Genomic DNA, 20785 nt, shown 5'->3' with positions numbered 1-20785 from the left:
TATAGCGTGTCCTTATGCCAGCCCCAAACACCCTAGGGAATAGCGGGATTTTCCCCGTAACCGATTCGGCCATTCTCGCCGCATCCGACCTGCTGCGCGCTGGCGCTATTGTCGCTGTACCGACTGAAACCGTCTACGGGCTTGCTGCCGATGCCAGCAATGCAGACGCGGTTGCGGCGATATATCGGACCAAGGGACGACCCGATTTTAACCCCTTGATTGTTCACGTTCCCGATATGGCGGCGGCCCAATCATTGGCGCAGTTTGACGATCGCGCCAAAGCGCTGGCCTCGGCATTTTGGCCGGGACCATTGACGTTGGTACTGCCACTGGCGCAGCAAGCAAATGTTGCCGCAGCGGTGACCGCAGGGCTGCCGACGATTGCGCTGCGCTGTCCGGCCCATGCGGCGATGCAGCAATTGCTGCGCGTTAGCGGCCTGTGCCTTGCCGCACCATCGGCCAATCGCAGCGGCGGGATCAGCCCGACCAGAGCCGCCCATGTTGCCGCCAGTTTGGGCGGCGCTGCGCCTATGATATTGGACGGCGGTCCGTGCAGTGCGGGCCTCGAATCCACGATCATCGCGCTGCGCCCAAGTGGCTGGCAAATGCTGCGCCAGGGACCGGTGACCGAAATGGAGGCGCAGCGAATCTTGGGATGTCCGTCGATGCCGGTGACCAGCGCAAAAATCGAAGCGCCGGGTCAATTGGCCGGCCATTATGCGCCGAATAAACCGCTCAGGCTGAATGCAGAAACGGCGCAGGCGGGGGAATGGCATATTGGCTTTGGCGCGATAGAGGGCGACGATAATTTATCGGCGCCCGGCGATTTAGCGCAGGCGGCAGCGCGGCTTTTTGACGCTTTGCATATTGCCGATGCATCGTCATCTGAACGGATCGCTGTTGCGCCCATTCCGCAATCGGGCATAGGCGCTGCAATTCACGACCGGTTAAAACGGGCTGCATCAAGTTAAGGCTATGGTGCGTTTTTTATTCCTTTTTTTGGTGTTGCTCTTACCCGCTGCGGCCGGTGCCGTGCCGCAGCAGCCCGATATTGACGCCTATCGCGCTCTTGTTGCTCTTGATAAACGGATCATCACGACAGGCTACCGGCTGGCCGGTGCCAATGCGCCTTTTTGTAAGAATAGACAGCATAATCCCGGATGGGCACTCCATAGTTACCGCCAATATCCCGACCGGGATACTGCACGGGCCGCCTTTGCCTTTCCGATGCCCGTGGCGATTGCCGCGCTGGTCGATGGCGGGCCAGCAGATAAAGCCGGTTTGCGTGAAGGCGACAGCTTCACCGATTTGCCCGGCGGCATTTGGTGGGGGGGAGAGCTGATTAAACATGAACCCAGCTTTGAACTGACCGATATGATCGGCACTCGCCTTGCGGAATTATTGGACGGCGGGGAGGCGGTGAACTTACCGATCAAAACTGCGGCGGATAATCGGGAGCGCACGGTGGCGCTTCGTCCGCCCGCCATTTGCGCCTCGACATTTATCATTTCCTCCGATGGGAAGGATGATGCAGGGGCGGACGGCCAATATGTGCGGATCAGCGCTGCCCTTGCCGAATATACTCCCGATCCGGAAGAATTTGCCGCAATCGTCGCGCATGAGCTTGCCCATAATATATTGGAACATCGCAAGCGGCTGGACGGAATGAAGGTGAAGCGCGGCATTGGCAGGATGTTCGGCAAAAGCAAAAAGGCGATTTTGCAAACGGAGGTAGAGGCCGACCAGTTATCGGTCTGGTTGATGGTAAATGCGGGCTACGACCCCAGCGCAGCCGTCCGTTTTTGGCAGCGGCGCGGCCCGGAAAAAGGCCTTGGCCTATTGAGTGATGGCACGCATCCGGGCTGGCGTGACCGAGTGAAAATGTTGGAAGCAGAAATCAAACTTATCGAAGCATTGGACCGGCGCAGCTTACCGTATCAACCACCATTATTGGCCAAAATGTAACAATCGTTGGAAAAACGGCTATTGCTCCTCATTTCTTTGTTATCGGCTGTTCCCAATGCCGTTTTCTTCGAATAGAAGACGAAACAACGGTCGGAGGGGCAGTGCGTACATATAAATATCACAAATTATCAGTGGCATTGGCGCTTGCGCCTGCGCTCTTGCTCGGTGCCTGCAATGATAAAAAGGCGGCGGCACCGACCGCAAATGCGCAGGCGGATGAAATCCTGCCGGTGAAGGTTGCGATTGTGCAGCCATCCAATTTGCTGCGGACAATAGAAGCGGCCGGGTCCGTTCGGCATCGCCGCGAAACGCCGCTTGGTTTCACAACCGCCGGCAAGGTTTCTGTGGTGCGATATGATGTCGGCGACTATATTAAACGCGGGGCATTGGTCGCGGCGCTTGATACCACCAATGTAGAGGGTGATTTGAACGTCGCCCGCGCCGAACAGGAACGAGCCAACGCCGAATTTGGCCGGGTCGCGCAGCTATATAAGGACGGATGGATCACCAAAGGCAGATATGAAGCCGCCGATGCCACGCGCAAAGCCGCCGAAGCCCGCGTCGCACAGGCTGGTTTTGCGACCGGAACATCGCGCATTTATGCCCCCTCCAGCGGCGTTGTGCTATCCCGCTTTGCGCAGCCGGGACAAGTGATCGCAGCAGGCAGCCCGGCAATTTTAATGGGGCAGGATGATGAGGGTTTTGACTTTCGGGTGGCAGTTGTAAATAGCGACGCCGCCAAATTGCGCCCCGGCATAGCGGCCATGATCAGCTTGGACGGGCAAGATGCCGATCCGTTTCAAGCGACGATTAGCGAGATTGAAGGCCGCGCCGATGCGGCCACTGGCGCTTTTATCATTCACTTTCGCTTGCCTGCAAAATCCGGGATCAGATCGGGCCAAATTGGCAAGGCAGCGATTAAATTGCCTGCCGCCGATGATGGTTCCCTGCAAATCCCGGCGAGCGCATTATTCGCGGTGCGGACGGGTGAGGGGCTGGTCTATGTGGTCGATCCCAAAAGCAATATTGTGCAAACCCGTAATGTCACCATTGGCGCATTAACGGACGGCTTTGTAATGGTGAAAGGCGGTATATCAGCGGGCGAAATGATCGTGGTGTCTGGCGGTGAGAAATTGTCACGCGGGATGAAAGTCCAACCGGTTCGGACAGCCGGATAAAAATGGGCCAATCTTAATGCATCTGGCCGAATTCGCTATCCGCCGCTGGCAGCTGACTTTGGTGCTGTTCATGTTGTTATGCGGCCTTGGCATATCGGCATTTCTGTCGATCCCGCGTGCGGTCGATCCGCATTTTTCCATGCCAGTTGTGTCGATTGTCGCCACCCTGCCAGGCGCAGATGCAGCAGAAATTGAACAAACTGTGGCGAAGCCCATTGAGGAGTTGGTGCAAGGATTGGAGGATGTCAAACAGGTGGCATCGACCAGCAATGACGGCAGCGCAGTCATCCGCGCCGAATTTGATTGGTCGGGTGATCCGGATGAATATTTCAATGATACGGTGCGTGAAGTATCCGCGCTGCGCAGTCAATTGCCCGCTGGTTTGGCGCGGCTCAGCTTTGAAAAAATTCGAACCACCAACACGTCCGTTTTGCAAATTGCGTTGGTGAGCGAAACCGCAAGCTGGTACCGGATGGAAAAATATGGCCGCGATGTTAGCGAGGCTTTGGGCCGTTATGCGGAGGTTCGTCAGGCCGAAATTCATGGTCTGCCTCAACCCGAAATTACGATAGCGATTAAGCCCGGAAAACTGGCCGAGTTGCAGCTTCCAGCCAGTGTTGTGGCCGATGCCGTAAAGCTTGCGGGCGCAGATGTGCCGAGCGGCTCTGTGGTCAGCGGCCAGCGCCGGTTTAATGTGGAGGCGGGCGGCGCATTTCGTGATTTAGATACGATCCGCGCTCTTCCGCTGCGCACCAACGACGGTGCGGCGCTGCGCCTGTCCGATATCGCCGATGTCAGCTTTGGCGCAGAGGAGCAGCGGGTTCGCGTGTCGCATAATGGCAAGCGGGCGATTTTTATCACCGCGAATCAGAAACAGGGAACCGACGCTACAAAGCTGCGCGATGTTTTGGTTGCGGAGCTGGAAAGGCAGAAAGAATTTTTGCCGCCCGATATTGAAGCGGTGGTGCAATTTGATCAAAGCAAGGACATTAAAAAACGCTTGCGCGAACTTGCCCGTGATTTTGCAATCGCGCTGTTCCTTGTCATCTTCACTCTGCTGCCTCTTGGGTTTCGGGCATCGGCGATTGTGATGATATCGATACCGTTATCCATCGCCTGCGGATTGCTTGCCGTATATGGCAATGGCTATAATCTAAGTCAGCTCGTGGTGGCGGGTTTCATATTGTCGCTCGGCCTGCTGGTGGATGACAGCATCGTCGTGGTCGAAAATATCGCGCGCCATCTGCGCATGGGTAAAGACCGGGCATTGGCTGCGATTGAAGGCACCAAAGAAATTACCAAGGCAGTATTGGGATCGACCGGCGTATTGATATTCGCCTTTCTCCCCTTGCTATTCTTGCCCGAGGGCGCGGGCAAATTCACCCAAAGTTTCATCCGCACCATCATCTATACCGTTGGTGCGTCGATGATCGTATCGCTCACCATTGTGCCTTTTTTAACCAGCCGGATGCTGCGCCGCGACGATGATCCGGAGGGCAACGCCGTTATGAAATGGATGATGCGCAACATTGACCGTTTCTATAAACCATTGCTCACCCGCGCGCTCGCCATGCCGCGCCGCTTTGTATGGGGGGCGCTTGCGATTACTTGCTCGGCATTTCTGCTGGTTCCGGTTATGGGTTTCAGCCTGTTTCCCAATGCCGACACATCCTATTTCCGCGTTCAGATAGAGGCCGAGCAAGGGGCGAGCCTCGATCAAACCGGCGATCTGGTCAAAGAAGCGTCGGCAATATTGGCCGCAGAACCAGCGATAAAATTGCGTGCCGAAACGGTGGGCGGGTTTAATCCATCGGTATTTTACAATGTGTTTGAGCGCGGCGAGAAAAATAACCAAGGCGAAATCCTGGCCGTCATGGATGAATGGGAGGGGCAGAAAAGCATCGATATGGTCAGCCGCCTGCGTGAAAAGCTGGATAAAATTGTCGGTGCGCGGGTGAAGGTCGTGTTGTTTCAAAATGGCGCGCCGCTCAATGCACCGGTGGAGTATAGAATAATCGGGCCGGATCAGGATGTGTTAAAACAATGGGCGGGCAAGGTTGCGGAGATAATCAAAAAAACGCCTGGTACGCGCGATGTTGTCAACCCTTTGGCGGTGGACCGGGTCGATTTGGATATTGGGCTTGATGACGCGAAAGCCGCGCTTCTTGATATTCCCTCAGGCGCACCGCGCCGCGCCATCCGGCTCGCACTCAGCGGAGAGCGGGCGGGCACATACAGGGATAGCGAGGGGGACAGCTATCCGGTAACCGTGCGCCTGCCGATCAATAATGCGCAGCCCATTTCGGCATTGGATCAAGTCTATGTCGCGACGCGCAGCGGACAGCCGGTGCAGCTGCGCGAAATCAGCAATCCGCAACTGGTATCGTCGCCTTCGTCGATCCGCCGGTATAATCTGGAACGGTTTGTCGCGGTTACCGCACAGGTGCGTCCGGGAACCGTGCTGTCAAAGGTAAACGGCAATGTCGAACGCGAATTGGCAAAGCTGCAACTGCCCAATGGATATTCGATCAGCGTCGGCGGGGAGGCCGAGAAAATCAACCAAACATTTGGCGGCTTTGGTCCGATTATCCTCACCGCCATTTTCTGTATCTTTGCCATATTGGTCGCGGAATTTGGACGGTTTAGGGAGGCGTTGGTGGTGGCGGGCGTCATACCGCTGGGCACGTTTGGCGGTTTAATTGCGTTATTGGTGACGGGCAATACACTCTCCTTCCTCGCGGTCATCGGCTTTGTCGCCTTGATCGGGATAGAGATTAAAAACTCCATCCTGCTCGTCGATTTCACCAGCCAGCTGCGGGCAGGGGGAATGAAGCTGATCCAGGCGATCGAAAAAGCAGGAGAGGTGCGCTTCCTTCCCGTCCTGCTGACATCGGTGACCGCGATCGGTGGATTGATGCCGCTCGCCCTATTTGGGGGCAGCCTATATGGGCCGTTGGCGATTGTGCTGATCGGCGGGTTAATCTCTTCCACCTTATTATCGCGTATCGTTACTCCGGCCATGTATTTACTCGTCGTGCGTAGCACGGTGAAGCATGAGGAGGAAACCGCCCCTGACGCCGTGCCTGCCTTGTAAGGCGGCAATCACGCCTTATGTAAGAAGCATCACAACAGGAGTTTGAAATGGCGCAGCAGCAGGCAATTTTGGCAGGCGGATGTTTTTGGTGCACAGAGGCCGTGTTCGGCCAATTGGCGGGCGTGACCCGCGTCCAAAGCGGATATATCGGCGGGCATCTGGCCGATCCCACCTATAAACAGGTATGCAGCGGATCAACCGGCCATGCAGAGGCCATTCGGATTGATTTCGACCCGGACGTCATCAGCTATGGCGATTTATTGGAAATATTCTTCGCAACACACGACCCCACGCAGCTGAACCGCCAAGGCAATGACATTGGCACCCAATATCGCAGCGCGATTTTCCCTGTCAGCGAGGAGCAGCGCGCTGCGGCCAAGGCAGGCATTGAAAAAGCGCAGGCCGATTGGCCAGCGCCGATTGTGACGACTATCGAAGAGGCCGATATCTGGTATCCGGCCGAAGATTATCATCAGGAATATTGGGATGGCGAAGGGCAACGCAACCCATATTGCCTTGCGGTGATCCCGCCCAAGTTGGCGAAGCTGAAAAAGGGTTACGCGGACCGGCTGGTAAAAGGCGAAAATTAACCTTACTGGGTTAGGCATTCTGACGTCAGAAAAAAGTAAGGCCGCATATATGACCCACAAACCCATCCGTAAGGCTGTGTTTCCCGTTGCCGGACTGGGAACTCGTTTCCTACCCGCGACAAAGGCTATTCCCAAAGAGATGTTGCCAGTGGTTGACCGCCCGCTGATCCAATATGCCGTCGATGAGGCGCGGGAGGCTGGTATCGAGCAGATGATATTTGTCACCGGGCGCGGCAAAAGCGCGATTGAGGATCATTTCGACATCGCTTTTGAACTGGAACGCACCATGGCGGAACGCGGCAAAAGCCTCGCGGTGCTTGAACCCACGCGGCTCGGCCCGGGCAATTGCGCCTATGTGCGGCAGCAGGAGCCGATGGGGCTGGGTCATGCCATTTGGTGTGCGCGGGACATTGTCGGCGATGAACCCTTTGCGATATTCCTGCCCGATGAATTTATGCACGGATCGCCCGGATGTATGGCGCAAATGGTGAAGGCGTATAATGAAGTCGGCGGCAATTTGATCAGCGTGCTGGAAGTACCGCAAGATAAGGTGTCGAGCTATGGCGTTATTGATCCTGGTGCCTCCCATGGAGCCCTTACCGAGGTTAAAGGCCTGGTTGAAAAGCCCGCTATTGCCGATGCACCTTCCAACTTAATCATCTCGGGCCGTTATATTTTACAGCCAGAAGTGATGCGGACTTTGGAAAATCAGGAAAAGGGTGCGGGCGGCGAAATTCAATTGACCGACGCAATGGCACGGATGATCGGTAATCAGCCTTTTCACGCTGTCACCTTTGACGGCAAACGCTATGATTGCGGATCAAAAGTCGGCTATATAGAAGCGAATTTGGCGATTGCGCTGCAACGGGACGATATGGCTGACGAAGTGCGGGCCATCGCACAGGCGTTGCTGGCATAGCTACCGTTCATCGCGGCGTAATCGGCAGCCGAATATTAAGCGCGAGTAAGGGAGAAATAATATGCGAATTCTTCTTCTATTATCTGCGCCTTTCCTGCTGTCCGGCTGTGTAACGTCGATTGTCAAAGATGTCGTCACCGCGCCCGTTAAGGTCGTTTCCAAAACCGCCGATGTCCTGACCACCAGCCAATCGGAGTCAGACGAAAAAAGAGGGCGGGCGCTGCGCCAAAAAGAAGAGAATTTGGGCAAATTGGCGCGAAAGAGAGATAAAGCGCAGGATAAATGCGAGAATGGCGACCAAGGCGCATGCGACGATCTGCGCGATATAGAGCGGGAAATTGATGCGGAGCAGGATCGTTCGATTTAGGGTCCGGACCCTAACTTAATCGTGCCGCGTTATTCGCTGCGCAATGCCTCAATAGGCGACAAGCGCGATGCACGGATGGCCGGGTAGCCGCCAAATGCCAGACCGATGAGCGCAGAGAAGATGATAGCGCCGATGGCAACCACGACACTGATCGGCGCAGGAAAGTCGGCATAGGCCTGAAATGCCATTGCCGCGCCCTTGGCAAGGATTAAGCCAATGCCGCCGCCAATGATGCACAACACTGCCGCTTCCACCAGAAACTGATTGCGGATATCGGTGCGCTTTGCCCCCAATGCCATGCGCAGGCCAATTTCGCGGGTGCGTTCGGTGACGCTGACCAGCATGATATTCATAATGCCGATCCCGCCAACCAATAGCGATATGGACGCGATGGCAACAAGGACGGCCTGAAATATGCCAGTGACCTCGCCTGTTACTTCCGCAATTTCGGTCGTGGTGCGGACCGTGAAGGGGCTAATCTTACCTTCAGGGATACGGTAGCGGTCGCGCAGCAGGCTCTTAATTTCCTTCTGCCCGGCGGTTAGCGCTTCTTCATCGTCAAAGCCAACGAAGGCCAGATGAATGTCATCGGGACCTTGCTGCGTATTTTCAATCAACCGTTGCCGCATGGTTTTCAATGGGACGAGTATCGTGTCGTCATTGTCATTGCCAAAGCTGCTGCCCTTGCTTTCCAGTAGGCCGATGATGGTGAAGGGCACGTTGTTGACGCGCACGGTTTCGCCGACCGGATCAAAACTGCCGAATAATTTTGTCGCCACGGTCTGGCCGATGACCATGACGCGTGAACCCGAATTGACGTCGCCATCATTGATGAAGCGGCCATCATCGACATTCAGGTTGGAAACGACCGCATAAGCCGGCGTCACACCGCTCGCCAATGTGGTCGCGTTACGCCCGCTGGCCACCAATTGCACGCTGGTGCGCAGCTGCGGCGCGGCGGCGATGATGCCAGGCACTTGTTTTTGGATCGCGCGAATATCTCTTTCGGTCAGGCGGCCCCGGTCGGTTTGCCGCCTTGGTCCGTCACTATCGGGTTCCGGCACAATAATCGCCATGTTGGAGCCCAGCGCGCTGATGGAATCGGTGACCGACACCTGCGCTCCTGCGCCGACGGCGACGGCCAGTATCACGGAGAACACACCTATCATCACGCCCAAAGTGGTCAGCACAGACCGCATTAAATTGGTGCCAAGCGCAGTGAAGGCAATCGCGACATTCACGCCCCAGCCCGCCAGATTTTGCCGAAGCTTAGCCATTGGCCAACGTCCTCTTGCGGTTTTTGACCAGCGCATCGTCGATGACTTTGCCATCGCGGAACAGGACGCGGCGCTGCGCATATTCGGCAATATCCGGCTCATGCGTGACCAATATCACGGTGATACCTTTTTCGTTGAGCGATTGAAACACCGCCATAATGTCGAGCGATGTTTGCGTGTCTAGCGCCCCGGTTGGCTCATCCGCGAGCAGCATGAGCGGTTTTGTCACGAGCGCCCGCGCGATCGCCACGCGCTGCTGCTGTCCGCCGGATAATTTGGCAGGGCTATTGAGCAGCCGGTCGCCAAGGCCCATCTCGACGAGCTTTTCTTCGGCCAGTCGGAGCCGTTCGGCGCGCGGCACACCGGCGTAAATCAGCGGCACAGCCACATTGTCCAATGCGCTGGTGCGGGCGAGCAGATTGAATTGTTGAAAAACGAAACCGATTTTCTGATTCCGGATTTCGGCGAGCTGGTCATTCGACAATGTCTTGGTATCCACACCGTCCAGCATCAATGTGCCCGATGTCGGAATATCAAGACATCCGATCATATTCATAAAGGTTGATTTGCCCGATCCGCTGGTTCCCATGATCGCGACAAATTCACCATTTTCGATGGTCAGGCTGACCCCGTTGACGGCGTGAACGATTTCGCCGCCAATGGTAAAGTCTTTGACCAGATCACGGGTTTCAAGAAGCGGAGTCATCTTCCCCCGTATCCGCATCAGCCTCAGCCTCGGTTTTTGGTTTCAATGATTTGGTGCGGGTCAGAACTTTTTCGCCTGGTTTCAAGCCGCTAATGACTTCGGTATATTCATCACCTTCGACGCCGATGGTAACGATCCGCGCTTTGGGTTTATAGGGATCATTGGTCGCAACATAGACGAGCGCCTGCCGTTTTTGCTTGTCGGGCTTTTTCTCGCCGCCATTGTCCTGTGTTTCGCGGTCGGCGGCGCGAGGACGAAACCGCAGGGCAGGGCTAGGCACGCGTGTCACATTGCTTTTCGACCCAGTGATGATTTCAATATTGGCGGTCATTCCGGGCAGCAGCTTACCCTCCAGATTATCGACGTCGATGATGACAAGATAGCTGACGACATTCTGACTTTCGACCGGCGCTTGGCGTACTTGGCGGACCTTGGCTTTGAATATATCGTCGGGGTAACTATCGACGGTGAAGGTAACATTCTGACCTTCTTTCACTTGCCCGATATCGGCTTCATCCACCGATGCTTCTACCTGCATTTTGGTGATGTCGGCCGCGATTTCAAACAGATTGGGGGTTTGGAAACTCGCCGCCACGGTGGTTCCCGGCTCTACCAGCTTGTTGATAATGACACCGCTGGCCGGCGCGACAATATTGGTCCGATTAAGATCGAGCCGAGATGACGATAGCTGCGCGCCTGCCTGACGGATTTGGGCCCGGCTGCTGTTAATCTGAGTCTGCGTGACCTGCACAGCATTGCGGGCGGCGATCAGCTGCGTTTCGGCCAAATCAAGATCGGCCTTGGACAGAAAACCTTTATCGGCCAGCGCCTTGCGCCGCGCAAAATTGCGCTGTTGCAGGGCAAGGTCGCTGCGGGCTTTTTCGGCATTGGCTTGCGCCTGTTGTAGTCCGGCCTGTGCCAATGCAACCTGTGCCTCACCCTGATTGACTTGGGCCCCGACGCGGGTGGGATCAATCACCGCTAGCACCTGTCCTTTAGTTACGGGCGAGTTATAATCGACATAGACTTTGGTGATTTGCCCCGAAACCTCTGCACCCACATTGATGGTGTTTAGCGCTCTCAGCTTACCGCTCGCCGATACATTGCGGACAATATCGCCCTTCACGACGGTGTCGGTCAGATATTCGTATTCTGGCTGTGCCGGCTTTAATATGTTGTACGCGATGAACACAGTAACCAGTCCAATGATTGCCGACCATATTGGATGCCGTTTAATCCAAGCCCCGATTTTCTTGATCATTCCATTACCCGCTGTTCATTCGCCATAGGTGACTTATACAGGCAACACACATAAAGGCCAGATATAATTGATTGCCGCCAGTCAAAAATCAAAAGCGGCTATTCACGGCGACCATGATGATTGCCGCACCGATCAGCACCGATCCGGCAATTTTATCAAAAGGAAATGCGACAAACCGGCGCGCGGCGGCCTTGCGGGCGGACGCGGTCAGGCCTGCATAGGTGAATAGGCCGATGCTTTCGGTGATGACCGTTATGCCAGCGAAAACCAATATTTGCTGTGTGACTGGCAATTTCGGATCAATGAATTGCGGTAAAAAGCTGGCGTAGAAAAGCAGCGCCTTTGGGTTCGACATATGGACGGCAAGCCCGCTGCCAAAGCCGGGCCAAAATCGCGTGTTGCGGGCTTTTGCTCCCGGGATGAACGGGTTGGAGCTATGCGCGATCATCCGGTAACCCATCCATAATAAATAGGCCGCCCCGCCCCATCTTAACGCGGTATATATATCAGGAGCCGAAGTGATAAGAGCGGTGAGGCCAAAAGCCGACAGGGTATACCATATGAAGTTGCCAACGTGGATGCCCGCTATTGGGCCCAATGCGCCTCTTATCCCGCCGCTCGCCGCATGACCGGCCGTGACGATGGTCGCAGGCCCCGGGGTCAGGCAGATTGCAAGGTCGGCAAAGAAGAATAGCAATATAGTTTCAAGGGGCGGCATGAACCCTTTAACGCCAAAAATGCCCAAAGAAAAACCCCGTTTAAGACACGCTTAAACGGGGTTTCAATTTTGTCAGATGATAGAGCGCTTATTCGGCGCTATCGCTCGTAGCGGCTTCCTCGGCAGGAGCTTCGGCAACGGCCACATCGGCGGCGGCTTCGGCCTTGGCAGCCAATTTGGCTGCTTGCTTTGCTGCCTCTTCTTCCATCATGCTGTCCTGCAGCTTTTTATAGCTGGCCCGCAATGCGGCATCGCGGCTAGTCGCTGCGATACGCACGCGGTTCATGGCAGCGCCCGTACCGGCTGGGATTAACCGGCCGACAATGACGTTTTCTTTCAAGCCGGTCAGGATATCCTTCTTACCTTCAACCGACGCCTGCGTAAGCACGCGGGTGGTTTCCTGGAAGGATGCCGCCGAAATGAAGCTGCGGGTTTGCAAAGATGCTTTCGTAATACCGAGCAATATCGGCTTGCCTTCTGCCTTTGCCTTACCCTTGGGCAGTTTCGCGTTATATTCGTCCATCTCTTCGCGGTCGACCTGCTCTGCGGGAAGCAATGTCGTGTCACCGCCATTGGTGATTTCCACTTTCTGCAGCATTTGACGGACGATCGTTTCGATATGCTTATCGTTGATCTTCACGCCCTGCAGACGGTACACTTCCTGAATTTCGGCAACCAGATATTCGGCCAGAGCTTCAATGCCCATAACTTCGAGAATATCATGCGGATCGGGCGAACCGGAAATCAAATTATCGCCTTTACGCACGAAATCGCCTTCCTGAACGTCCAATACCTTTACCTTAGGAATCAGATATTCGACGCGATCGCCTTCTTCTGGAACGATGGCGATTTTGCGTTTCGCCTTATAGTCGCGGACAAATTCGATACGGCCAGAAATCTTGGCGATAACCGCGCAATCTTTTGGCTTGCGTGCTTCGAACAATTCGGCAACGCGCGGCAAACCACCGGTAATGTCGCGGGTTTTCGCTGACTCGCGGGTCACACGGGCGATGACATCGCCTGCTTCAACCTCTTGCCCATCCTCAACCGACAGCATCGTTCCGATACCCAGCATATATTTCGCGGCTTCCCCGCTGTCGCCATCGAGCAAGGTCAGGCGCGGGCGAAGGTCTTGTGCTTTGGCTTTGCCTACCGCACGATCTTCGGTGACCACGCGCTGCGAAATGCCGGTGGCTTCGTCGGTTTGTTCGGCGAGCGTGCGTCCGTCGATCAAATCCTGGAACTTAACCACGCCGGGCTTTTCGGTGATCAGCGGCAAGGTGAATGGATCCCATTCGGCCATCCGCTCACCTGCTTTCACGCTATCGCCCTCGGCAAAGTGGATCAGCGCACCGTAAGGCAGACGGTGAATCTCAAGCTCACGCCCTTCCTTATCGAGGATGATGATCTCACCGCTGCGGGCCATCGCAAGGCGGCGACCGCGCTTGTCAACGATGACAGGCAAGTCGCGATATTTGATTTTACCGTCGGACGATGCTTCCAAATTGGATTGTTCATTCAGCGTCGCTGCGCCGCCAATGTGGAATGTACGCATGGTCAGCTGTGTACCCGGTTCACCGATCGACTGTGCCGCGATAACGCCAACAGCCTCCCCGATATTCACTGGCGTACCGCGTGCAAGGTCACGGCCATAGCAAGTGCCGCAAACGCCAACTTTGGATTCGCACACCAGTGGCGAGCGGATTTTCAAAGCCTGCAGACCGGTTTCTTCCATGGCGGCAACCATGGCTTCATCCAGCAGCGTGCCCGCTTTGAACATCACCTTGCCGTCATTGTCCATAATATCCTCGGCAGTGGTGCGGCCAAGGACACGTTCGGCGAGCGACGCAATGGTGCTGCCGCCCTGAACAATGGAGCGCATTTCAAGCGCCCGTTCGGTTTTGCAGTCTTCTTCAACGATCGTGCAATCCTGCGACACGTCAACCAGACGGCGGGTCAAATAACCGGAGTTCGCAGTCTTCAACGCCGTATCCGCAAGGCCCTTACGCGCCCCGTGGGTGGAGTTGAAATATTCCAAAACGGTCAAACCTTCTTTAAAGTTTGAGATGATCGGCGTTTCAATGATCTCACCCGACGGTTTCGCCATCAGACCGCGCATACCGGCCAGCTGCTTCATCTGCGCTGGGCTACCACGAGCGCCCGAATGGCTCATCATATAGATTGAGTTGGGCTGTGCCTGACGACCATTTTCATCAATCGGCGCAGCTTTAATCTTATCCATCATGGCCGCCGCAACGCGGTCACCACAACCCGACCAGGCGTCGATAACCTTGTTATATTTTTCCTGCTGCGTGATCAGGCCGTCCTGATATTGCTGTTCAAAATCGGCAACAACTGCCTTTGTCGCAGCAACCATGCCTTCTTTTTCTTCGGGGATAATCATATCATCCTTACCGAAGGAAATACCTGCTTTGAATGCATGGCGGAAACCAAGGCTCATGATCGCGTCGGCGAACAGGACGGTGTCCTTCTGGCCGGTGTGACGATAGACCTGGTCAATCACATCGCCGACTTCTTTCTTGGTCAGCAACCGGTTGACGACATCAAATGGTACCTTGAAGGATTTCGGCAGGCATTCCCCGATAAGCATCCGGCCCGGTGTGGTTTCGAACCGCACCATATGTTCATTGCCTTTGTCATCGGTTTGCGGCACGCGGGCGATAACTTTCGAATGCAGCGTTACGGCGCCTACTTCCAACGCCTGATGCACTTCGGCCATATCGGTCAGCATCATGCCTTCGCCCGGTTCACCCTGACGGTCCATCGACAGATAATAGAGGCCCAAAATCATATCCTGTGAAGGAACGATGATCGGCTTACCATTGGCCGGCGACAATATGTTGTTGGTGGACATCATCAATACGCGCGCTTCAAGCTGTGCTTCGAGCGAGAGCGGGACGTGGACAGCCATTTGGTCACCGTCAAAGTCGGCGTTAAAGGCCGAGCAAACCAGCGGGTGAAGCTGAATCGCTTTGCCTTCGATCAACACAGGCTCAAATGCCTGAATGCCCAAACGGTGCAGCGTGGGCGCACGGTTGAGCATTACGGGATGTTCGCGGATAACCTCATCCAGAATATCCCACACTTCCTTACGCTCTTTTTCGACCCATTTTTTCGCTTGCTTCAAGGTCATGGAAAGACCCTTTGCGTCGAGGCGGGAATAGATGAAGGGCTTAAACAGTTCGAGCGCCATTTTCTTTGGCAGGCCGCATTGATGCAGTTTCAATTCAGGACCGGTCACAATCACCGAACGACCCGAATAGTCAACGCGCTTACCGAGCAAGTTTTGACGGAAACGGCCCTGCTTACCCTTCAGCATGTCGGACAAAGATTTCAGCGGGCGTTTATTTGCGCCGGTAATCGTGCGGCCGCGGCGGCCATTGTCGAACAGTGCATCGACCGATTCCTGCAACATCCGCTTTTCATTGCGCACGATAATGTCGGGCGCACGCAGTTCGATCAGGCGCTTCAAACGGTTGTTCCGGTTGATCACGCGGCGATACAGATCGTTCAAGTCCGAGGTCGCAAAACGGCCACCGTCGAGCGGCACGAGCGGACGCAATTCTGGCGGAATGACGGGAATGACGTCAAGGATCATCCATTCGGGTTTGTTGCCGGAATCGATGAAGCTTTCGACGACTTTCAATCGCTTAATAATCTTCTTGGGCTTCAACGCCGATTTGGTTTCGGCAAGTTCGGTCAGCAGGTCATCACGCTCTTGTTCGAGGTCCAGGTCCATGAGCATTTGCTTGACCGCTTCTGCACCAATCGCAGCGGTGAACGCATCTTCGCCATACTCATCCTGCGCATCCAGCAATTCATCTTCGGTGAGCAGCTGGAATTTTTCCAGCGCGGTGAGGCCGGGTTCCGTGACGATGTAATTTTCGAAATAGAGCACGCGCTCCAGCTGCTTCAATTGCATATCAAGCAGCAGGCCGATACGCGAAGGCAGCGATTTCAGAAACCAGATATGCGCAACCGGCGCGGCCAGTTCAATATGACCCATCCGTTCGCGGCGGACTTTGGTTACGGTGACTTCAACGCCGCATTTTTCGCATACGACGCCTTTATATTTCATCCGCTTATATTTGCCGCACAGGCATTCATAATCCTTCACCGGACCAAAAATGCGCGCGCAGAACAGGCCGTCACGTTCCGGCTTAAAAGTACGGTAGTTGATGGTTTCTGGCTTTTTAATCTCACCGAAGGACCAGCTGCGGATTTTTTCCGGGCTCGCGATACCAATTTGAATCTGGTCGAAGGTTTCAATCTTGGCGACGGGATTGCTGAATTTTGAAAGTTCGTTCATTTTTATTTCCTCTTTCCCTTTTTCCTCTCCCGTTTGCGGAAGGGGTTAGGGGTGGGCTGTGTCAACTTTGGGCAGGTATCTCCCACCCCCGGCCCCTCCCGCAGGCGGGAGGGGTGAAGTAGATTTATTCCGCTGCCTCCGGCAATGCGTCGGGCTCGTCACCTTCTTCGTCATCAAATGACTTCAGGCCGATATTGAGGCCGAGTGACCGCATTTCCTTGACCAACACGTTAAAGCTTTCGGGAATGCCGGTTTCGAAGCTGTCATCGCCTTTGACGATGCTTTCATAAACCTTGGTCCGGCCAATAACGTCATCGGATTTGACCGTGAGCATTTCCTGAAGCGTGTAAGCCGCACCATAGGCTTGCAATGCCCAGACTTCCATTTCCCCGAAACGCTGTCCGCCAAATTGCGCCTTACCGCCCAGCGGCTGCTGCGTAACGAGGCTATAGGGACCGATCGACCGAGCGTGGATCTTGTCATCCACAAGGTGATGGAGTTTCAGCATATAGATATAACCGACGGTCACCTTGCGGTCGAACTGTTCACCGGTGCGGCCATCGAACAGGTCGCTTTGTCCCGATTTGTCGAGGCCCGCAAGCTCCAGCATGTCGGTCACATCGGCTTCGCGTGCGCCGTCAAACACTGGCGTGCCCATCGGAACACCATCGGTAAGATGCTGCGCCATTTCGATGATTTCCGCGTCGCTGCGCGCTTTCACATCTGCGGCATAGGCATCGCCATAAGCGCGGGTCATTTGTTCCCGGACGGCTTCGGGCGGTGCGCCTGCTTCGGGGTTCGGGTTGGCATGATGCCAATCTTCCAACGCTGCTTGGATATTCTTACCCAAACCGCGCGCGGCCCAGCCCAAATGGGTTTCGAAAATCTGACCGACATTCATACGGCTTGGCACGCCCAGTGGGTTGAGCACGATGTCAACCGGCGTACCATCCGCAAGGAAGGGCATATCTTCGGCGGGCAGGATGCGCGAAATCACACCCTTGTTACCGTGACGACCGGCCATCTTGTCCCCCGGTTGCAGCTTGCGCTTCACCGCCACGAATACCTTGACCATTTTCAGAACACCCGGTGCCATTTCGTCACCACGTTCCAGCTTTTCACGCCGATCTTCGAATTTCTCAACGATCAGCTTCACAGCATCATCATATTGCGTTTTGACGGCTTCCAAATCGCCTTGGACCTTGTCGTCAGCAACGGCGATTTTCCACCATTCATAGCGGTCAAGCTGCTCCAGGCTCTCTTCGGTGATGACATCACCTTTTTTCAGGGGCTTGGGAGCAGACGCAATGGTTTGACCCACGGCCATATCGCGCAGACGGTTGAAGGTTGCCCGGTTCAAAATGGCCCGTTCATCTTCACGGTCCTTGGCGAGCCGTTCGATCTCTTCGCGTTCAATCGCCATCGCACGTTCGTCTTTGTCGATGCCGTGACGGTTAAACACGCGGACCTCAACAACTGTACCTGCAACGCCCGGCGGCAAACGCAGCGAGGTGTCGCGCACGTCAGATGCCTTCTCACCGAAAATGGCACGCAGAAGCTTTTCTTCCGGTGTCATCGGGCTTTCGCCCTTTGGTGTGATCTTGCCGACGAGAATGTCACCAGGATGCACTTCTGCGCCGATATAGACAATGCCTGCCTCGTCAAGGCTACGAAGCGCTTCTTCGCCCACATTGGGAATGTCGCGAGTGATGTCTTCTGGGCCCAGCTTGGTATCGCGGGCCATCACTTCGAATTCTTCGATATGGATCGAGGTAAAGACGTCATCCTTCACGATCCGCTCGCTGATCAAGATGGAGTCTTCATAGTTGTAGCCATTCCAAGGCATAAAAGCGACGAGGCTGTTTTTACCCAGTGCCAATTCGCCCAGCTGTGTCGATGGGCCGTCGGCGATAATGTCGCCAGCAACCACTTCTTCGCCCACCTTCACCAACGGTTTTTGGTTGATGCAGGTATTCTGGTTCGACCGTTGGAATTTTTGCAGCGTATAAATATCGACGCCCGACTGACCGGCTTCAACTTCGCCAGTGACACGGACCACGATACGCGTTGCGTCCACTTGGTCGACGATACCGCTGCGGCGGGCCGCAATGGCTGCACCGGAATCGCGGGCAACGGTTTCTTCCATACCGGTGCCGACAAACGGTGCCTCTGCACGCAGCAAAGGTACAGCCTGGCGTTGCATGTTCGATCCCATAAGCGCGCGGTTTGCGTCATCATTTTCCAGGAAGGGAATGAGCGACGCGGCAACCGACACCAGCTGTTTCGGGCTGACGTCCATCAAGGTGATCTGTTCGCGCGGCGCCATCAGGAATTCGCCGGCTTCGCGCGCCGAGATCAAATCTTCGGTCAACATGCCATTTTCGTCGATTTCGGCATTGGCCTGCGCAACCGTATGCTTCTGCTCTTCCATCGCGGACAGATAGAGCACTTCATCGGTGACCTTGCTGTCTTTGACGACGCGGTAAGGCGTTTCGATAAAGCCATATTTGTTGACGCGGCTGAATGACGACAGCGAGTTGATCAGGCCGATATTCGGACCTTCCGGTGTTTCAATCGGACAGATGCGGCCATAATGGGTCGGGTGAACGTCGCGGACTTCGAAACCAGCGCGTTCACGGGTCAAACCGCCTGGGCCAAGCGCCGAAACGCGGCGTTTATGGGTGACTTCCGACAGGGGATTGGTCTGATCCATAAATTGCGATAGCTGTGACGAGCCGAAAAATTCGCGGACCGCAGCTACCGCTGGCTTCGCGTTGATCAGGTCGTTGGGCATCACAGTCGATACGTCCACGCTCGACATCCGCTCTTTAACCGCACGCTCCATCCGCAGCAGGCCAACACGATATTGGTTTTCCAGCAATTCGCCGACCGAACGCACGCGGCGGTTACCGAGATTGTCGATATCGTCAATCTCACCCTTACCGTCTTTTAGGTTCACCAGCTCTTTGACAACCGCAAGGATGTCTTCGTTGCGCAACGTGGTCTTGTCATCGGGCGCGTCCAGTTCGAGGCGCATATTCAACTTCACTCGGCCAACAGCCGACAGATCATAACGCTCTGGATCGAAGAACAAGCCTTCAAACAAAGCCTCAGCGGTTTCGCGGGTTGGCGGCTCACCGGGGCGCATGACGCGGTAAATGGCATCAAGGCCCATATCGCGGTTTTCGGCTTTATCCGCTTTCAATGTGTTGCGCATCCATGCGCCTGTAATGACATGATCGATATCGAGCAGCTCTAAGCTGTCAATTCCGGCCTTATCCAGCATTTCCAGATTTTCGGCGGTAACTTCATCACCGGCTTCGATATAAATCTGACCGGTTTTTTCGTTGATCAGATCAAACGCGGAATAGCGGCCAAAAATCTCTTCGGTCGGGATCAGCAATTCGGTCAAGCCATCCTTGACGGCTTTATTTGCGCCGCGCGGCGTGATTTTCTGACCTGCGGGAAATACAACCTCGCCTGATTTCGCATCGACCAGATCAAATAGCGGTTTGGATGCACGCCATTGTTCGGCATTGAACGGAATTTTCCACCCGTCCTTCGCCCGTTCAAATGTCACGCGGTTATAAAATTGCGCCAAAATCTCTTCGCTGTTCAACCCAAGGGCATAGAGCAACGTCGTGACCGGCAATTTGCGCTTACGGTCGATGCGAACATTGACGATGTCCTTGGCGTCAAATTCGAAATCGAGCCAGCTGCCACGATAGGGAATAACGCGAGCGGCAAAAAGGAATTTGCCCGAAGCATGGGTTTTACCGCGATCATGGTCGAACAAAACGCCCGGCGAACGGTGCATTTGCGATACGATAACACGCTCGGTCCCGTTGATGAAGAACGTGCCGTTATGCGTCATCAAGGGCATATCGCCCATGTAAACGTCTTGCTCTTTAATATCGAGAACGCTGCGTGCTTCGGTGTCGGGGTCAACCTCAAACACGATCAGGCGCAAAGTTACTTTCATCTGCGCCGCATACGTGATCCCGCGCTGACGGCATTCCTCAACGTCATATTTGGGCTCTTCCAGCTCATAATGGACAAAGTCCAGTTCCGACGTGCCGGCAAAATCGCGCACAGGAAAAACGCTGCGCAGCGTTTTTTCAAGGCCGGACACATATCCGCGTGACGGATCGGAGCGCAGAAATTCATCATAGCTTTCGCGCTGAACCTCGATCAGGTTCGGCATATCGATTACTTCATGGATATTGCCGAAGATTTTACGGATGCGGCGCTTGCGCGCTGTAGGGGCGGTGTTTTTGGGAGCCACTTTGGATGCCATGGAAAATTTCTAAGCCTCGCTTACATTAAGTCGTTTGTTGAAACGCAAAATACCGACAGAAAAAGGCCGCATAACATCGGGCC

The 20785-nt window shown here is 55.0% G+C and carries 13 protein-coding genes; 7 read left to right on the top strand and 6 right to left on the bottom strand.

Features of this window, described 5'->3' with window-relative positions; genetic code table 11:
* Nucleotides 1-14: 14 nt before the first annotated feature.
* From ACFOWX_RS09990 to ACFOWX_RS09960, 7 genes are all read left to right on the top strand, one after another.
* On the top strand, nucleotides 15-971 hold the full coding sequence (locus tag ACFOWX_RS09990; protein ID WP_381423686.1) for an L-threonylcarbamoyladenylate synthase: 957 nt from the start codon (nucleotides 15-17) through the stop codon (nucleotides 969-971).
* 4 nt (nucleotides 972-975) lie between these two features.
* Entirely contained in the window at nucleotides 976-1965 is a 990-nt protein-coding gene (locus tag ACFOWX_RS09985) for a peptidase M48, Ste24p (RefSeq protein ID WP_381423684.1), read from the top strand.
* A 101-nt stretch (nucleotides 1966-2066) separates the two neighbouring features.
* Entirely contained in the window at nucleotides 2067-3143 is a 1077-nt protein-coding gene (locus tag ACFOWX_RS09980) for an efflux RND transporter periplasmic adaptor subunit (protein WP_381423682.1), read from the top strand.
* A gap of 16 nt (nucleotides 3144-3159) precedes the next feature.
* Nucleotides 3160-6237, top strand: coding sequence for an efflux RND transporter permease subunit (locus tag ACFOWX_RS09975; protein WP_381423680.1), 3078 nt, complete (start codon nucleotides 3160-3162; stop codon nucleotides 6235-6237).
* Between the two features lie 47 nt (nucleotides 6238-6284).
* Nucleotides 6285-6827: a peptide-methionine (S)-S-oxide reductase MsrA gene (gene msrA / locus ACFOWX_RS09970; RefSeq protein WP_381423679.1), complete on the top strand. Its 543-nt coding sequence runs from the start codon at nucleotides 6285-6287 to the stop codon at nucleotides 6825-6827.
* Between the two features lie 49 nt (nucleotides 6828-6876).
* Nucleotides 6877-7746, top strand: coding sequence for a UTP--glucose-1-phosphate uridylyltransferase GalU (gene galU, locus ACFOWX_RS09965; RefSeq protein WP_381423677.1), 870 nt, complete (start codon nucleotides 6877-6879; stop codon nucleotides 7744-7746).
* Between the two features lie 61 nt (nucleotides 7747-7807).
* Entirely contained in the window at nucleotides 7808-8113 is a 306-nt protein-coding gene (locus ACFOWX_RS09960) for a hypothetical protein (protein WP_381423675.1), read from the top strand.
* 29 nt (nucleotides 8114-8142) lie between these two features.
* On the opposite strand, the gene ACFOWX_RS09955 is transcribed toward ACFOWX_RS09960, so the two are convergent.
* The 6 genes from ACFOWX_RS09955 to rpoB all read right to left on the bottom strand — a co-directional run bounded on the left by ACFOWX_RS09955 (nucleotide 8143) and on the right by rpoB (nucleotide 20702).
* On the bottom strand, nucleotides 8143-9390 hold the full coding sequence (locus tag ACFOWX_RS09955; protein WP_381423673.1) for an ABC transporter permease: 1248 nt from the start codon (nucleotides 9388-9390) through the stop codon (nucleotides 8143-8145).
* Entirely contained in the window at nucleotides 9383-10096 is a 714-nt protein-coding gene (locus ACFOWX_RS09950) for an ABC transporter ATP-binding protein (RefSeq protein WP_381423671.1), read from the bottom strand. Before ACFOWX_RS09950 ends, ACFOWX_RS09955 begins: the two co-directional genes overlap by 8 nt.
* Nucleotides 10080-11357 carry an efflux RND transporter periplasmic adaptor subunit gene (locus ACFOWX_RS09945; protein WP_381423669.1) on the bottom strand — a complete coding sequence of 426 codons (1278 nt, stop codon included), beginning with the start codon at nucleotides 11355-11357 and terminating at the stop codon, nucleotides 10080-10082. The genes ACFOWX_RS09950 and ACFOWX_RS09945 overlap by 17 nt, the downstream gene beginning before the upstream one ends.
* A gap of 88 nt (nucleotides 11358-11445) precedes the next feature.
* Entirely contained in the window at nucleotides 11446-12075 is a 630-nt protein-coding gene (locus ACFOWX_RS09940; protein ID WP_381423667.1) for a LysE family translocator, read from the bottom strand.
* A gap of 88 nt (nucleotides 12076-12163) precedes the next feature.
* On the bottom strand, nucleotides 12164-16405 hold the full coding sequence (rpoC, locus tag ACFOWX_RS09935; RefSeq protein WP_381423665.1) for a DNA-directed RNA polymerase subunit beta': 4242 nt from the start codon (nucleotides 16403-16405) through the stop codon (nucleotides 12164-12166).
* Nucleotides 16406-16529: 124 nt separating this feature from the next.
* Nucleotides 16530-20702 (bottom strand): DNA-directed RNA polymerase subunit beta, encoded by a 4173-nt coding sequence (rpoB, locus tag ACFOWX_RS09930; RefSeq protein ID WP_381423663.1) that lies wholly within the window; start codon nucleotides 20700-20702, stop codon nucleotides 16530-16532.
* Nucleotides 20703-20785: the final 83 nt, after the last annotated feature.

The organism is Sphingorhabdus arenilitoris (assembly GCF_042651485.1).
GTDB lineage: Bacteria > Pseudomonadota > Alphaproteobacteria > Sphingomonadales > Sphingomonadaceae > Sphingorhabdus_B > Sphingorhabdus_B arenilitoris.
This window is presented reverse-complemented; position numbering and strand designations above follow the sequence as displayed.

Bases quoted from the DNA above. Each gene is read 5' to 3' on its own strand.
- ACFOWX_RS09990 (WP_381423686.1), top strand. From the start codon at position 15: ATGCCAGCCCCAAACACCCTAGGGAATAGCGGGATTTTCCCCGTAACC.
- ACFOWX_RS09985 (WP_381423684.1), top strand. From the start codon at position 976: ATGGTGCGTTTTTTATTCCTTTTTTTGGTGTTGCTCTTACCCGCTGCG.
- ACFOWX_RS09975 (WP_381423680.1), top strand. From the start codon at position 3,160: ATGCATCTGGCCGAATTCGCTATCCGCCGCTGGCAGCTGACTTTGGTG.
- msrA (WP_381423679.1), top strand. From the start codon at position 6,285: ATGGCGCAGCAGCAGGCAATTTTGGCAGGCGGATGTTTTTGGTGCACA.
- galU (WP_381423677.1), top strand. From the start codon at position 6,877: ATGACCCACAAACCCATCCGTAAGGCTGTGTTTCCCGTTGCCGGACTG.
- ACFOWX_RS09960 (WP_381423675.1), top strand. From the start codon at position 7,808: ATGCGAATTCTTCTTCTATTATCTGCGCCTTTCCTGCTGTCCGGCTGT.
- ACFOWX_RS09955 (WP_381423673.1), bottom strand. From the start codon at position 9,390: ATGGCTAAGCTTCGGCAAAATCTGGCGGGCTGGGGCGTGAATGTCGCG.
- ACFOWX_RS09950 (WP_381423671.1), bottom strand. From the start codon at position 10,096: ATGACTCCGCTTCTTGAAACCCGTGATCTGGTCAAAGACTTTACCATT.
- ACFOWX_RS09945 (WP_381423669.1), bottom strand. From the start codon at position 11,357: ATGATCAAGAAAATCGGGGCTTGGATTAAACGGCATCCAATATGGTCG.
- ACFOWX_RS09940 (WP_381423667.1), bottom strand. From the start codon at position 12,075: ATGCCGCCCCTTGAAACTATATTGCTATTCTTCTTTGCCGACCTTGCA.
- rpoC (WP_381423665.1), bottom strand. From the start codon at position 16,405: ATGAACGAACTTTCAAAATTCAGCAATCCCGTCGCCAAGATTGAAACC.
- rpoB (WP_381423663.1), bottom strand. From the start codon at position 20,702: ATGGCATCCAAAGTGGCTCCCAAAAACACCGCCCCTACAGCGCGCAAG.